Genomic DNA, 14,553 nt, shown 5'->3' on the forward strand with positions numbered 1-14,553 from the left:
CGCCTCCCGCAGCGATGTCGTTATTGGGAGACTATGCGCTGGGGACTCCGGGGAAAATGCCTCCGGTCCTCCGATGATCGGCTGGCGCAGGGACGGCCGGATCGCCGTCCCTGCCTCCGGCCGGATCAAGGAGGGCACGCTCAGGACGAGACGGCGTCGACAAGCTTCCGACGCTGCTGGACGCCGAGGCCGCCGATGCGCCGCTTGTCGTCGACGCCGGCGCGCTCCATGAGCGCGGCGGCCTTCGTCGGGCCGATGCCCGAGAGCGCGCGCAGGGCCTGCGAGACCTTGATCTTCTTGGCGGTGTCGTCCTCCCGCTTGAGGAGCTCGGCCAGGGTCAGGTCGCCGGTCTTCAGCTGGGCGAGGAGCGCGGCGCGGGCCTGCCGGGCCTCGGTCGCCTTGACCAGAGCCGCCTGGCGCTGTTCGGGGGTGAGGACGGGGAGGGCCATGGGGGTTCTCCTTGGGGGTCGGGATCGTCGGCCGTGTGACCGGCCGCTGGTGCGGTCGGCAATCCTGTTACCCCCACTACGGGCGTTAATCATGGTTCCGCAGTTCGTTGCCCCATCTCGGCGGATCTGCCCCTGCCGGGCCAAAGCCGTACAAGTCGTGAAATTTGGGCCTTCTAAGTTCGGACGGATGACCTGACTCTCAGTGCAGGCGTGCGACAAACCCCAGAGCGCGCGCCTGAGGGAGGAACAGGTGAGACGTCGTCTGCTCGTAGGGTTGGCGGTCCTGGCGCTCTTGTGCGTTAGCGGGATCACCGGTGCGGGGGCCTCCGCGGAGCCGCCCCCGAGCAACCAGTATCGCGTCGAAGGCCCGAGCACGGCCCAGCAGCGGACCACGATCGCGGCGACCGGCGCCGCGATCGACGAGGTGGCCACCACATCCATCGTGGTCACCGCCTCCGAGACCGAGATCGCCGAGATCAAGCGGCTCGGCTACGCGGTCACGCGCATCCCGCGCCCGTTATCCCCGGTCCTGCCCAAACCGCAGGACTTCCCCTCGGCCGACTCCGGGTACCACAACTACGCGGAGTTGACCACGCTCGTGAACCAGGTGGTCGCCAACTACCCGTCCATCGCCAAGAAGTACAGCTACGGCACCTCCTACGGAGGCCGCGACCTGATCGCCGTCAAGATCAGCGACAACGTCGCGACCGACGAGAACGAGCCCGAGGTGCTGTTCACGGCCCACCAGCACGCCCGCGAGCACCTGACCGTCGAGATGGCGATCTACCTGCTCAACCTGTTCACCGGCAGCTACGCGTCCGACAGCAGGATCGCCGGCCTGGTGAACTCCCGGGAGATCTGGATCCTGCCCGACCTCAACCCCGACGGCGGCGAGTACGACATCGCCTCCGGCTCCTACCGCTCCTGGCGCAAGAACCGGCAGCCCAACTCCGGCTCCTCCTACGTGGGCACCGACCTCAACCGCAACTGGGCGTACAAGTGGGGCTGCTGCGGCGGCTCCTCCGGCTCCACCTCCAGCGAGACCTACCGGGGCGCGTCCGCGGAGTCGGCGCCCGAGGTGAAGGCGGCGGCCGACTTCGTGCGCAGCCGCGTCGTCGGCGGCAAGCAGCAGATCAAGTCCAACATCGACTTCCACACCTACAGCGAGCTGATCCTGTGGCCGTACGGCTACACCTACAACGACACCGCGGCCGGCCTGACCCAGGACGACCACGACGCGTTCGCCACCCTCGGCCAGAACATGGCCGGCACCAACGGCTACACCGCGCAGCAGGCCAGCGACCTCTACATCACCGACGGCTCCATCGACGACTGGCTGTGGGGCACCTACAAGATCTTCAGCTACACCTTCGAGATGTACCCGAAGAACGGCTCGCCGGGCTTCTACCCGCCCGACGAGCAGATCGTGACCCAGACCACGCGCAACAAGGAGGCGGTGCTCCGGTTCCTGGAGTACTCCGACTGCGTCTACCGCATCATCGGCAAGGCCGCGCAGTACTGCTAGCGATCACCTGACGGCACTCGCCGCCACCAGGGGTACGGCCGCGCGCTCGGGCGCGAGCGGCCGTACCCCGCCCGGCGCGGCGCGCCCGGAAGCCCCTGCGGAGAAGGCTTTGACGGGCGTTTGTGCGGGCAGTCACAGCGGTGGTGGCGCGGAGGCGGGCGAGGCGCGAAGATCGTGAGCAGAGGGACCAAGCGGCCGTCACCCTTCGCACAGGGACGGACCGTCGATATATCGACATAGGGAGTTCAGCAATGCGACAGCGCCGGCTGGGCAGCCAGGGCCTACACGTCTCCGCCGAGGGGCTCGGCTGCATGGGGATGAGCGTCGCCTACGGCCCCGCGGACGAGAGGGAGGCGACCGCCACCATCCACAGGGCGCTCGACCTCGGCATCACCTTCCTCGACACGGCCGACATGTACGGGCCGTGGACCAACGAGAGCCTCGTCGGCCGCGCGATCGCCGGCCGCCGCGACGAGGTCGTGCTCGCCACCAAGTTCGGCAACGAGGTCGAGGACGGCGCTCTCACCGGCCGGGTCAACGGCCGCCCGGACTACCTGCGCGAGGCGCTCGACGGCTCTCTCAAGCGGCTCGGCGTGGACCACGTCGACCTGTACTACCAGCACCGCGTCGACCCCGGCGTCCCGGTGGAGGACACCTTCGGCGCGCTGTCCGAGCTGGTCACCGAGGGTAAGATCCGCTACCTCGGCATCTCGGAGGCGGCTCCCGCGAGCATCCGCCGCGCCCACGCCGTCCACCCGCTGACCGCGCTGCAGACCGAGTACTCCCTGTTCACCCGCGACGTGGAGGACAACGACGTCCTGGCCACCACCCGTGAGCTCGGCATCGGCTTCGTCGCCTACAGCCCGCTCGGCCGGGGCTTCCTCACCGGCACCATCCGCAGCGTGGACGACCTGTCGGAGGACGATCGCCGGCGCTCCTCGCACCCGCGCTTCCAGGGGGAGAACTTCGCGCGCAACCTCGCGGTCGTCGACCGCATCCGCGTGCTGGCCGACGCCAAGGGGGTGACCTCCTCGCAGTTCGCGCTGGCCTGGGTGCTCGCCCAGGGCGACGACATCGTGGCCATCCCCGGCACCAAGCGCCGGGCCTACCTGGAGGCCAACGCCGCCGCCGTCGAGATCACCCTCACCCCCGACGACCTGGCCGCGATCGAGGCCGTGGCCCCGCGCGGTGTGGCCTCCGGCGAGCGCTACCCCGCCGCCGCGATGGACGCGGTCCACCGGTGACGCGAGGGCCCCGTGACTCCTGCCCCGCGTACGTCGGGCGCCATCCGCGACAGCTCGCGGGCGCCCCGCGAACCCGGGACGCGAGACGGCCACGCCCACCGGCGCGGCCGTCGCGATCACCGAGAAGGTGGTCAGTGCTTGAGCGCGTACCAGGTAGAGGAGCCGATGACGCGGTCGACCTTGAGGCCCCACCTGGTCTGGAATTCATAGACCGCTGAGTCGGTCGCCGAGCCGAATACACCGTCGACGGAATCGGGCTGCCCGATGCGATACTTCAGAAGGCATTGAGCCTGTTTGACGGCGGTGCCGGTCGACCCTTTCCTGAGGACAGGCTCGGAGTTCGTATAGTTGCAGCCGAAAGGCCCGGCGGCCCTTGCCTTCGCCGCCGCGTCGGCGTGCGCGGGGGTGGCGAGGACCGGGACGACCGCCACGGCCATCATCGCCAGCGCCGCGGCGGGCAGCGCGATCTTCGATTTCATGGAACTCAACATGATCCTGGTCTCCCATCAGGTGGCGAGTTCGTCGGCCGGCTCGGCCGGGAACCGGCCTGCGTGCTTCTCGGGCGAAGGCGCTCACCGAGCCGGAACTCCAGGCCCGGAGCCCGTGCGTGTGGGCGCACACAGGGCAGCTTGACAGGCACTGCGGGCCGAGTTCTAAACCCTTCCATCTGAGTGCAAAATCCCCGGTAGGGGGCCTGCGGGCGGACAGTGATCATTTCCGGTCGGGGGACGTTCATGGTGCCGATCCGCTCCGCCGCGTGCCCCGCCGGTCCGCGGACCCCGTATCGTGGCCGGTCCGGCCCCATGCAGTGTGAAGTAAACTTCCTCTCCCGTAAGCGTGAAAAGGCCACCCCTTTACCGGGGGTGGGTTCCTCGTACGCCGAAAGGCACCGCGCCGGGGCGGGAATTCCGCCGGTACGGGCCCCCGGTGGGCGGGAAGCATGCTGCGACAGTGGAACATGGAGTCAATACCGATCCCATGCGCGTCCGTCCCGGAACGAGGAGCTCGATCATGACCCCCAACGCCACCGAAGACTCGACAGGCTTCGCTGACCTGGGGCTGCGTCCCGAGCTTCTGCGCGCGCTCACCGGTCTCGGGTACGAGGAGCCGACGCCGATCCAGCGTGAGGCCATCCCGCCGCTGGTCGAGGGCCGTGACCTGCTCGGGCAGGCCGCGACCGGCACCGGCAAGACGGCGGCGTTCGCCCTGCCGATCCTCCAGCGGATGCCGGCGGGCGGGGGGTCCGGATCCCCGCTGGCGCTCGTGCTGGTGCCCACGCGCGAGCTGGCCGTCCAGGTCTCAGAGGCCGTCCACCGCTACGGCCGCGACCTCGGCGCCCGCGTCCTGCCGATCTACGGCGGGCAGCCGATCGGGCGGCAGCTCAGGGAGCTGCAGCGAGGGGTGGACGTCGTGGTCGCGACCCCCGGGCGGGCGCTCGACCACATCGGCCGCAAGACCCTCCGTCTGGACGCCCTCCAGATCGTCGTCCTGGACGAGGCCGACGAGATGCTCGACATGGGGTTCGCCGACGACATCGAGGCGATCCTGCAGGAGACCCCCGAGCAGCGCCAGACCGTCCTGTTCTCCGCCACGATGCCGCCGCGCATCAACTCCATCGCCCGCCAGCACCTCAGCGACCCGGTGCGCATCCAGATCGAGCGCGAGTCCGCCGCCCCCGGCGAGTCCCCGCGCGTACGGCAGTGCGCCTACATGGTGCCGAGGGCGCACAAGCCCACGGCGCTCGGAAGGGTGCTGGACGTCGAGGCGCCCGAGGCCGCCATCGTGTTCTGCCGCACCCGCGAGGAGGTCGACCAGCTCACCGAGACCATGAACGGCCGAGGCTACCGCGCCGAGGCCCTCCACGGCGGGATGGGCCAGGAGCAGCGCGACCGCGTCATGGCGCGGCTGCGGAGCGGCACCGCCGACCTGCTGGTCGCGACCGACGTGGCCGCGCGCGGGCTCGACATCGAGCAGCTCACGCACGTGGTCAACTACAACGTCCCCTCGGCTCCGGAGTCCTACGTCCACCGCATCGGCAGGGTGGGGCGCGCGGGCCGCGAGGGCGTGGCCATCACACTCGCGGAGCCCCGCGAGCACCGCATGCTCAAGACGATCGAGCGGGTCACCAAGAGCAGGATCACGGTCGAGAAGGTCCCCACGGTCGCCGACCTCAGGGCCCGCCGCCTGGAGCTCACGCGCTCCGCCCTGGAGGAGAGCATGCTGGAGGACGACCTGGAGCACTTCCGGGTCGTGGTGGACACCCTCGCCGACGAGTTCGACCTCGTGGAGATCGCGATGGCGGCGGTGAAGCTCGCGCACGAGGCCAGCGGCGCCGCCGCCGACGAGGAGGAGATCCCCGACGTGCCGGTGCGGGCCGAGCGCGAGGGACGCCCGCGCCGCGAGCCGGGCGGGCGCGACGAGCGACGCGGGCGCGGGCCGAGCAGCGGCATGACCCGCATCTTCATCGGCGCGGGCCGCAGCGCGGGGGTCCGGCCGCAGGACCTGGTCGGCGCGATCGCCAACGAGTCGCGGCTCAGCGGCCGGGACATCGGGGCGATCGAGATCGCCGACCGCTTCTCGCTCGTCGAGGTCCCCGACTACTCGGCGGACGACGTCATCACCTCCCTGCGCCAGACCACCGTCAAGGGCAGGAAGGTCACGGTCCGGCGCGAGCGCTTCGAGGCCCGCTAGCGGCGTCGGCCGTCAGGCCAGGGCGTTGACGGTGGCGGTGAAGACGACCGGAAGGCGCTGGGCCGCCGGCACGATCAGCCGGGCCGAGCCCGGACGGCGGCGCGCGGCCAGCAGCGCCCCGGTCAGCAGCCGGTGGCGCAGCGACAGGCGCCGCCACGCGCGCTCGTACGCCTCAGGCCGCCCGGCGCGCAGGCAGCCGACCAGGGCGCGCGCGGACAGCAACCCGAGCGAGACCCCCTCGCCGGTGAGCGCGTCCATGTAGCCGGCCGCGTCGCCCACCAGCAGCACGCGCCCGGCGACGCGGGCACTGACGCGCTGCCGCAGCGGCCCCGCCCCGCGCACCGAGGTGGCGGCGGGCCCCTCCAGCCGGGCCAGCAGCGCGGGGAACCCCGCCAGGTGCTCCTCGTAGCTCCGGCGCTCGGAGCTCAGCACGGCGACCCCGACCAGCTCCTCGCCCACCGGGGTCACGTACGCCTCGGCGCGCGCCGCCCAGTGCACCTCGACGAAGTCCGACCAGGGCGCGACGCGGTAGTGCCTGCGCTGCCCGTACCTGCTCGGGGCGCGGCTCGCCAGCTCAAGCCCGAGCAGGCCGCGCAGCGGGGAGTGCAGCCCGTCGGCGGCGACCAGCCAGCGGGCCCGCAACCCGGCCGCCTCCACCGAGTCCGCGTGCTGCCGCACGCCGCCGACCCGGCCGTGGACGACCTTCACGCCGACCTCCGCCGCGCGCTCGGCCAGCGCGGCGTGCAGGGCGGTGCGGCGGACCCCGAGCCCGGGCCCCTCGCGGAACGCCGCCTGCGCGCGGCGCCGCTCGTCGACGTACCTGATGCCGAGCAGCGGCCACCCCTCCACGCGCACGCCGAGTGACCGCAGGGCCGCGACCCCGGTGGGCATGAGACCCTCGCCGCACGCCTTGTCGACCGGAGCCGACCGTGGCTCGACCACCACGGCCTCCATCCCCGCCAGCGTGGCGTGGATGGCCGTTGCGAGGCCCGCCGGCCCGCCGCCGGCGACCAGGACGTCGATCACGCCGTCGCCTCGCGCGCGGCGGGGCGCGGGGCCAGGGTGGCGAGGGCCTGGTTCTCGCAGCGGATGCGCACCACCATCAGCGCGGCGTTGAGCACGGTGAAGACCACGGCGGTCACCCACGCGCCGTGCACCAGCGGCAGCGCGGCGCCCTCCACGGCCACCGCCACGTAGTTGGGGTGGCGCAGCCACGCGAGGCGGTAGGGCCCCCGCGCGACCAGCGACAGGCCCGGCACCACGATGACCTCGGTGTTCCACTGCGGGCCGAGCGAGGTGACGCACCACCAGCGCAGGCCCTGGGCCGCGACGACCAGGGCGAGCATCGGCCAGCCCAGCGCCGGCACGAAGGGCCGGCCGGCGAGGCCCGCCTCCAGCAGGCACGCGGCGAGCAGGCCGGTGTGCAGGGCGACCATCCAGGGATAGTGCCGGCGCCCGAAGACGCGCCCGCCTCGGGCGAGGCTCCAGCGCGCGTTGCGCCGGGCGACCACCAGCTCGGCGAGACGCTCGGCTCCGACGAGCAGGACGAGCAGCAGGTACCAGGACGACATGCCCTGAAACGATACGGGTCCGATCACCAGGGTGACAGCCGGCAGCGGTGACGACACTCCGCCACTACCAGCGCAGCAGGACGAGCTCGGAGCAGAATCCGGGCCCCATCGCGATGAGCATCCCGGGCGTGCCCGGTGGCGGCGGGCGACGGGCCAGCGTGTCGCGCAGGACGTGCAGGACGGACGCGGAGGACAGGTTGCCGATGTCCTCCAGCGAGCGCCAGGTGAGGTCCAGCGCCCCCTCGGGCAGGTCGAGGCTCTCGGCGACGGCGTGCAGGACCTTCGGGCCGCCCGGGTGGCACACCCAGGCGCTGACGTCGCGCGTCGTCAGCCCGTGGTCGCCGAGGAAGCCGTTCACGTCGTCGGCCAGGTACGTGCGCACGACCTCGGGGACGCTCGTGTCGAGCACCACGCGGAACCCGGTGTCGGAGACGTCCCAGCCCATCACGCCCTCGGAGTCGGGGTAGAGGTGACCGCGGGTGGCGACGACGGTGGGGCCGGGTGCGGCCCGCACGTCAGCGGCCCGGCCGGCGCCGACGGCGACCACGGCCGCCGCGCCGTCGCCGAAGAGCCCGCTGGCCACGAAGTTGACCGGACTGGCCTCCGCGCGCTGCAAGGTGAGCGAGCACAGCTCGACCGAGAGCAGCACGGCCACGTGGTCCGGCCATCCGCGCAGGTAGTCGTGGAGGCGGGCGATGCCGGCCGCGCCCGCGACGCAGCCGAGCCCGAACACCGGTATCCGCTTGACGTCGGGCCGCAGCCCGAGCCTCCCGGCGAGCCTGGCGTCCACGGAGGGCGCGGCGATGCCGGTCACCGAGGTGAACATGATCAGGTCCACGTCGCCGGGCGTCAGCCCGGCCGCCTCCAGCGCGGCGCCCACCGCCTCGGCACCCAGGTCCACGGCCGCCTCGATGAAGATCTCGTTGGCCATCCCGAACCCGTCGAGCTTGGCGTACTGCTCGAGCGGCAGCACCAGGTTGCGGTGACCGACGCGGGCCGAGGCGTGCAGCCGGTCGAGCAGCCGCCGGTCGGCACCTGGGGGAAGGCAGATGCGGGCGAACGTGTCGGTTATCTCGGCCTGGGGGTAGCGGTTCGGAGGAAGGGCACCGCGGACAGCGGCAATTCGGGTCATATGGATTTCCCGGTTCGCTGACAGTGGGGACACCTCTGTCTTGCCCACCGCGCCCGTGCGCATACCTGGAGCCCCACGGTGGACGCACCATCGTGATCGTGGCGCGCCCTCGTCGGTCAGGCCGGAGTTCGTACGGCGGCGAGCTGGGTGGCCTGGGCGACGAGCCGGCCCTTGCTGTCCCAGGCGTGGGCCACCTCGTCCATGCGGTCGCCGGTGACGTCGAGCGCCCGCATGCTCACCCGCACCGGCCCCGGAGCGGGAAGCCTGCGGACGTACGCGGTGAACTGGATGGTCGGCGCCCAGCCGCTGATGCCCAGGTCGTAGGAGACCGGGGGCACCGGGTCCAGGGCCACCAGCAAGGAGAGCGGATCCCAGTCGGTGCCGTCGCCGAGCCGCTGCCAGCCCGCGATGACGCCCTGCCGCGAGGGGGCGCCCACCGCGAAGCCGAGGTGCCCCGGGTCGAGGCGCTGCTCGACCACCTCCATCAGCGGCACCTTGAACTCCCCTCCGGGGGCCTCCGGGGGGCTGAGGTAGCAGTCCTGCTCGTCGGGAAGCTCCACCGGTTCCATCCCGGACCACCAGGAGTCGGACTCCTCCAGCCTGCCGAGCGTGATCAGAGCCTCCACGCACGGCCGGCCGTCCTGGGTCAGCCGCGCGCGGGCCTGCGTCGTGCTCCTGCCCGCCCGCAGTGTCTCCACGAGCACCTCGGCGGGGCCGGGCGCGGGCGAGGTCAGGAAGGACGCGCTGACCGCCGTCACGTGGGGGTGACCCTCTCCGGCGCTCTCGGACGCGGCGCGGCCGAGGACCGCGAGGAGGTACCCGCCGTGCAACTTCGTGCCGACGCTCCACTGCCCGTCCAGCGCGGCCTCGTACGCCAGGCCGCCCGGCGTCTCGCGGCGCGCGGCGACGACGGTCGCCTCCTGGAAAATCCCCATCTGGGCTCCTCATCGCTCCGGCTTCGTCCGCAGTCAGGTTGACATCGTCAGGCTGACGGCGTCAACCTAGCGGCATGGCCGAAGGACGCGTTCGGGCCCGCCCGGGTGAGGGGCCGAGGCTCCGCGAGGAGATCCTGGAGGCGGCGGAGGCGCTGCTGATCGAGACGGGCACCGAGGACGCGCTCACACTGCGCGCGGTGGCCCGTCGCACCGGCGTCTCCACCCCGTCGGTGTACATGCACTTCGCCGGCAAGGAAGCGCTGGTGGAGGCGGTCTGCCTGCGGGTGTGGGACGAGCTGGGCAGGCGCGTGCGCGAGCAGGCGGCGGGGGCCGGCGATCCGTTCCCCGCGCTGGGAAGGTGCGGGCGCGCCTACGCGCGCTTCGCGCTCGACCACCCGGTGCAGTACCGGCTCCTGATGATGCGGCCGGCCGCCGCGAAGGGCGTCCCGCCCGCGGCGGCCGCCTGCTTCGGCCACATGGTCGACGCCGTGTCCGCGTGCGTGGAGGCGGGCGTCATGAGGGGGAATCCCGAGACCCTCGCCCTCGGGATGTGGTCGGCCGTCCACGGCCTGGTGTCGCTGCTCATCGCCCAGCCGTCCTTCCCCTGGCCGGACGATCTGGACGCGCTCATCGACCAGACCGTGCGCATGGCCGGGTTCGGGACGGCCCTGGTCTCCCGCCTGCCCCGGCACGGCGTACCCCCGAGCCCCGAGCTGAACGCCGGCCTGGACCACGCCGCGGCGCGCTTGACCGCGCACGGCCAGGCCTTCGGTCAGGGGCTCACACCCCGGCGAGCGTCGCCTCGCTGACCTCGTGGCTGAGCCGCTCGAAGTGCCCCTTGGCCTCTTCCTCCCCGACCAGGTTGGTCTGGAGGAAGTGCGCGCACTCGCTCTGGCCCATGAGCACGGCCTTGTCGACGAGGCACTTGTAACCGGCGGTCTTGTAGCTGGCGAGCTTCAGCTCCGCCCCGACGGTGTACATGTCGATCACCTCGGGCGCGGGCCCCCGCTGGATGAACTGCTGGAACTCCGCCCGCATCGCGTCAACGACCAGGCAGGGGACGTCCAGCGGCGCGGTACCGAGTGACCGGAAGCAGGCGTCCAGGTTCCTGACCTTCTCCTGGCCCTTCGCCACCTGGTTGCGCAGTTCCTCTGCCAGGCTGGAGCTGCGGACCTGCCCGGCCATCTCCTCCTTCGTCTTCGTGATCTTGATCTCCCCGTCGTACACGGCGGAGAGCTCGTACAGGAAGAGGTCGGAGGGGTTGTTGAAAGCCATGACTTCACCTCTTGATCGCTGATGGCGACATGCGCCCTCCCTGCTGCCCTACCCCCCGGCGCACCCCCGATTCCCGTCAAGATGGCTATGTCTCCGCAGGTCACAGCCCATTCAAGGCACGGGCCGAACCCCTTCAACACCCTGTCGCCCCGGGCGCTCCGCGTGCACGTCACCCCCAAGGGCGGGTACGTCACGGCCTGGGACCGGGTCACCGAGGGGTGCGGACCCGAGGGGCGGCCCTCAGGGCAGGGGATGTGCGCCGGTTCCCGGTGGTCAGGGGGCCAGGCCGGGGAGCTCGGTGTAGGACTTGCCTCGGACGAACCACTGGAACTCGGCGGAGTTGTTCCCGCTGGGCGAGGGCAGCCCGGCCCGTACGTTCACGGCGGTGTTCACCAGGCCCCAGTTGAGGCCACATCCACTCGCCTTGGGCACGGCGAACCGGGAATCCTTGGCCGTGACCTTGAAGACGGGCACGCCGTCGATGGAGGTGAGGTCGAGGGAGGTGACGTCCGGCTTGAGCAGGATGGGGTCGGCGTCGCCGCCGATGTAGCACTTCTTGCCGAGCAGGCTGTGGATCATGCGGAGCTTGACGCCGACGTTTGTGGGAAAGATCGGGCCGGCGTCCACCCGCCCGGTGCCCTGGGTCTCGACGTAGACGTCGGTGAGCTTCGGCACCTCGAAGGGTGCGCCGATGAGGCCGCCCGGGACCTTCATGCGGTCGCCCTTCACGCCGCCGAAGGCCGCGGCGGCGCTGCCGTCTTCGAGCCTGCCCTGGGCCACGGTGATCCGCAGCGGCTGGGAGATGTCCTGCTCGATCTTCCCGAGCTTCATCGTGCCGCCGACCGTGATGATGAAGACGCAGCTCCACGTGTCGGTCCTGGCGTTCCGCGGGATCTTGGGACAGTCGGACCAGTCGGCCTCACTCGGGTGGTAGTCGTAGGCGGCCGCCTGGGTGGGAGTCGCCATCCCGCCCAGCAGCACCACCGCGGCGGACCCGATCACCAGATGCCGGGCAAGAACTCTCATGGACTCCTCCTCGGGCCCCGCGCCGGAGGGGGAGGCGCGGGAAATGGTGAGTCCTGGTCTATCCGCGGAATACGTTCTGGTTCTACGCAGATCTCACAGGATGCCGTGGACGGCTGTTGTCACTTCCCGCGTAAACGGCCAGGGCGTCAGGAGACATGGGCGGGCTCCGATGGCCTGTCCGAGTCGCTCGCGGCCTCCTCACCCGGGAGCGGGATCCACTTGTGCGACCAGGCGATCACGGCCTCCAGCACCGGTGCGAGGTCGCGGCCCTTCTCGGTGAGGACGTACTCGACCTGGACGGGGGAGGCGGGGATCACCCGGCGCTCGATCAGCCCCTCGCTCTCCAGCGTGCGCAGCCGCTGGGCGAGCATGGTGTCGCTCAACCCCGGCACGGCGGCCCTGATCTGCGCGTACCGGCCCTGCCCCGTGAACATGGCGCGCAGGATGGCGCCGGACCATCGGGAGCCGATCAGCTCGATCGCGGCGTGGAACCGTACGCAGACGGGGTGTATGTCGCTCATCGGTCTGCCCTCACCTCGTCATTGGCCCTTGCCCTCGCGCAGCGGGCGCAGGGTGTCGCTCATGCGGACCAGCTCGTCGAACATGGCCTTGGCCGACGCCGTCATGACGTCGTTCGGAACCACATTCTCCTCGTCATCGATGAACTGGCGGACGAAGGGGATGGAAACGGCCTCGAAGATCGGGGTCATCTTGAGCGTGGTGACCACCTGTTTGATCATCTGAGCGGCGCGGGTGCCGGCCGCCACGCCGCCGTAGCTGACCAGCCCGACCGGCTTGTAGTACCACTCCTTGTGCAGGTAGTCGATGGCGTTCTTCAGCTCGGCGTTGTACCCGTAGTTGTACTCCGGCATGACGAAGACGAAGGCGTCCGCCTCGGCGACCTTGGCGCTCCAGTCGCGGGTGTGCTGGTGGGTGTACTGGCCCAGCCGGGGGTGGTTGGGCTCGTTCATGAAGGGCAGGTCGATCTCGGCCAGATCGACCAGCTCCACGTCCGCGAAACCACCGTGCGTCTTCGCCTCCGCCTCGACCCACTGCCCGATCGGCAGCCCGATCCGGCCGGGCCGGGTGCTCGCCACGATGATCTCGACCTTCGCCATGACACGTCTCCTCATATCCGGGGAGCCTCCGGACGGACGCTCCTCACGCGCCACAGCGTACATCAGAAAACTTAGTGACTCAGTAATCCTTAGTTATAGCGCATGGGGCGCCCACCGCCTTGCCGCTCTCAGACGTGCCTGTGGATGGTGGCGGTCGCCTCCCTCTCGTCCGCGGGGCCATCGGCGACGCTCATCCCCATGCGGCCGAGCCCGGCCCGCTTTGGCGGGAAACCGTGATCAGGACGTGCGTCCCCGGAGCTTCGGCTCGGGACCGCTCTCGTCGACCAGGCCGGCGTGGACGTCCGCGGCGACCCGATTGGACTCCGGATCGCCGATCTTTTCCGTGGCAGGGTCGGCCATCACGTAGACCAGGTAGCGGTCGAACAAGGAGAACTGCGAAGTGCCCCCTGTTTCCTCCTGGTCTCCTGGACCGACCGACCCGTCCGCGAGAAGGACTTTCAGGCCACCGCTGCCATCGTCATCGACCTTGCTGAGCGACTCCAGCTGCTTGTCGTCTTCAAGCCGGACGATGACCGCGGACGCTTCCCAGCCCGGCACGCTGGATGCGTAACGCCCGAAGAACACCGTCTGGCATCGGACGCCGTCCAGAGCGGGAGCCAGGGCACCGGTGCCGAGCCCTTGGCATCCCTGCTGCTCATGGCTGGCGGTCAGGCGGTAGGTCCGGTCATCTACCTTGATCGTCGAGGCCATGGCGCCTTCGCCGCTGACCGTGACGGGCCCGGCCGGCGTGGCCTGGACCTCCGGCCGGCCGGGGGCCGGCTTGGATGGACTCCCGGGGTCGAGCTGGTTGCCATCGATAAGACCGGTCTGGACGTCCTGGACGATCGAACCGGAGTCCGACGGGTCAGCGGCCGTGTTCTTCCCGCTGTCGGCGACGACATAGACCATGTAGCGGTCCAGGAATGCATTCTGCGAGGGCTCGTCCTGGCCCAGAGGCCCGAGACTTCCGTCAGCGAGCAGCACCTTGAAATAGGCGTCGCCATCATTGGTGGTGCCACTGACCGAGTTGAACTGGTCCAGGTCATCGATACGCATGATGACGGCCGACGCTTCCGAAGTGCCGTTGTCAGCGCGGTATCGGCCAAAGGCCACGGTTCCGCACTCCACCTTGTCGAGCACCGGCACGAGGGTGCCCGTACCGAGACCCTGGCATCCCTTCTGCTCGTGGGTGCTGGTCAGATGGTAGGTCCGGTCGCCTGCCGTGATCGTGGGCGGCATTACGTCGACCGCCCTGACATCGCGCCGGTGCCGGTCGCCGCTCAGACGCGGAACGACCAGGGCGACGATGAGGCCGATCGCCGCGACGAGGGCGACGGCCGCGACGCTGACCATGATGACGATGGCCCGCGCCGAGATACGCGAACCGATTTCGACAGAACCCGCCGGCCGCTCCCCAAAATCGGGCGGTCCGTCGTGGGGAGGGGGATGCACCCGATGAGCATAGGAGCTTCGACGCCGTATAGGGAATATCGCGATCTCGTGCCGATGCCGGTGGTCGACTCGCTCACTGAGCTCAAAGCCATGATCGACCAGTGGGACCTGACCGATGAGCGCCGGCGGATCGGT

General features: G+C 70.7%; 15 protein-coding genes. 4 read left to right on the plus strand and 11 right to left on the minus strand.

What is annotated here, in order from left to right; genetic code table 11:
- Positions 1-140 precede the first annotated feature (140 nt).
- A complete protein-coding gene (mihF, locus tag OG589_RS09410; RefSeq protein ID WP_358556588.1) occupies positions 141-449 on the minus strand; it encodes an integration host factor, actinobacterial type in 309 nt (102 codons plus the stop codon).
- A gap of 250 nt (positions 450-699) precedes the next feature.
- On the opposite strand from mihF, the gene OG589_RS09415 reads away from it, so the two are divergent.
- On the plus strand, positions 700-1,974 hold the full coding sequence (locus OG589_RS09415) for a M14 family metallopeptidase (protein ID WP_405147945.1): 1,275 nt from the start codon (positions 700-702) through the stop codon (positions 1,972-1,974).
- Between the two features lie 251 nt (positions 1,975-2,225).
- Complete coding sequence (locus tag OG589_RS09420) at positions 2,226-3,218, plus strand: aldo/keto reductase (RefSeq protein ID WP_405147946.1); 993 nt, start codon at positions 2,226-2,228, stop codon at positions 3,216-3,218.
- 131 nt (positions 3,219-3,349) lie between these two features.
- On the opposite strand, the gene OG589_RS09425 is transcribed toward OG589_RS09420, so the two are convergent.
- Positions 3,350-3,697, minus strand: coding sequence for a peptidoglycan-binding protein (locus OG589_RS09425; RefSeq protein WP_405147948.1), 348 nt, complete (start codon positions 3,695-3,697; stop codon positions 3,350-3,352).
- A gap of 532 nt (positions 3,698-4,229) precedes the next feature.
- Between OG589_RS09425 and OG589_RS09430 the strand changes: the two genes are divergently transcribed.
- Positions 4,230-5,909, plus strand: a complete 1,680-nt coding sequence (locus OG589_RS09430; RefSeq protein WP_405147950.1) for a DEAD/DEAH box helicase — start codon at positions 4,230-4,232, stop codon at positions 5,907-5,909.
- A 12-nt stretch (positions 5,910-5,921) separates the two neighbouring features.
- Here the strand turns inward: OG589_RS09430 and OG589_RS09435 are convergent, their stop codons facing one another.
- The 4 genes from OG589_RS09435 to OG589_RS09450 all read right to left on the minus strand — a co-directional run bounded on the left by OG589_RS09435 (position 5,922) and on the right by OG589_RS09450 (position 9,547).
- On the minus strand, positions 5,922-6,935 hold the full coding sequence (locus OG589_RS09435) for an NAD(P)/FAD-dependent oxidoreductase (RefSeq protein WP_405147951.1): 1,014 nt from the start codon (positions 6,933-6,935) through the stop codon (positions 5,922-5,924).
- Positions 6,932-7,480, minus strand: coding sequence for an isoprenylcysteine carboxyl methyltransferase family protein (locus tag OG589_RS09440; RefSeq protein WP_405147952.1), 549 nt, complete (start codon positions 7,478-7,480; stop codon positions 6,932-6,934). The genes OG589_RS09435 and OG589_RS09440 overlap by 4 nt, the downstream gene beginning before the upstream one ends.
- Before the next feature lie 64 nt (positions 7,481-7,544).
- The gene (locus OG589_RS09445) at positions 7,545-8,612 is read right to left on the minus strand and encodes a type III polyketide synthase (protein WP_405147954.1); all 1,068 of its coding nucleotides are present in this window, start codon (positions 8,610-8,612) and stop codon (positions 7,545-7,547) included.
- 116 nt (positions 8,613-8,728) lie between these two features.
- A complete protein-coding gene (locus OG589_RS09450; protein ID WP_405147956.1) occupies positions 8,729-9,547 on the minus strand; it encodes a thioesterase family protein in 819 nt (272 codons plus the stop codon).
- Between the two features lie 74 nt (positions 9,548-9,621).
- Here OG589_RS09450 and OG589_RS09455 point away from each other — a divergent pair, with 74 nt between their 5' ends.
- The gene (locus OG589_RS09455; RefSeq protein WP_405147958.1) at positions 9,622-10,356 is read left to right on the plus strand and encodes a TetR/AcrR family transcriptional regulator; all 735 of its coding nucleotides are present in this window, start codon (positions 9,622-9,624) and stop codon (positions 10,354-10,356) included.
- On the opposite strand, the gene OG589_RS09460 is transcribed toward OG589_RS09455, so the two are convergent.
- From OG589_RS09460 to OG589_RS09480, 5 genes are all read right to left on the minus strand, one after another.
- The gene (locus tag OG589_RS09460) at positions 10,328-10,822 is read right to left on the minus strand and encodes a DUF892 family protein (RefSeq protein ID WP_405147960.1); all 495 of its coding nucleotides are present in this window, start codon (positions 10,820-10,822) and stop codon (positions 10,328-10,330) included. The two genes, OG589_RS09455 and OG589_RS09460, sit on opposite strands and share 29 nt — an antisense overlap.
- Before the next feature lie 273 nt (positions 10,823-11,095).
- On the minus strand, positions 11,096-11,848 hold the full coding sequence (locus OG589_RS09465; RefSeq protein ID WP_405147962.1) for a hypothetical protein: 753 nt from the start codon (positions 11,846-11,848) through the stop codon (positions 11,096-11,098).
- A 146-nt stretch (positions 11,849-11,994) separates the two neighbouring features.
- A complete protein-coding gene (locus OG589_RS09470; protein WP_405147963.1) occupies positions 11,995-12,369 on the minus strand; it encodes a winged helix-turn-helix transcriptional regulator in 375 nt (124 codons plus the stop codon).
- Between the two features lie 18 nt (positions 12,370-12,387).
- Entirely contained in the window at positions 12,388-12,966 is a 579-nt protein-coding gene (locus OG589_RS09475; protein WP_405147965.1) for an NADPH-dependent FMN reductase, read from the minus strand.
- Positions 12,967-13,203: 237 nt separating this feature from the next.
- Positions 13,204-14,418, minus strand: coding sequence for a hypothetical protein (locus OG589_RS09480; RefSeq protein ID WP_405147967.1), 1,215 nt, complete (start codon positions 14,416-14,418; stop codon positions 13,204-13,206).
- Positions 14,419-14,553 lie beyond the last annotated feature (135 nt).

It is taken from the genome of Sphaerisporangium sp. NBC_01403, from assembly GCF_045040145.1.
GTDB classification, from domain to species: Bacteria; Actinomycetota; Actinomycetes; order Streptosporangiales; family Streptosporangiaceae; genus Sphaerisporangium; species Sphaerisporangium viridialbum.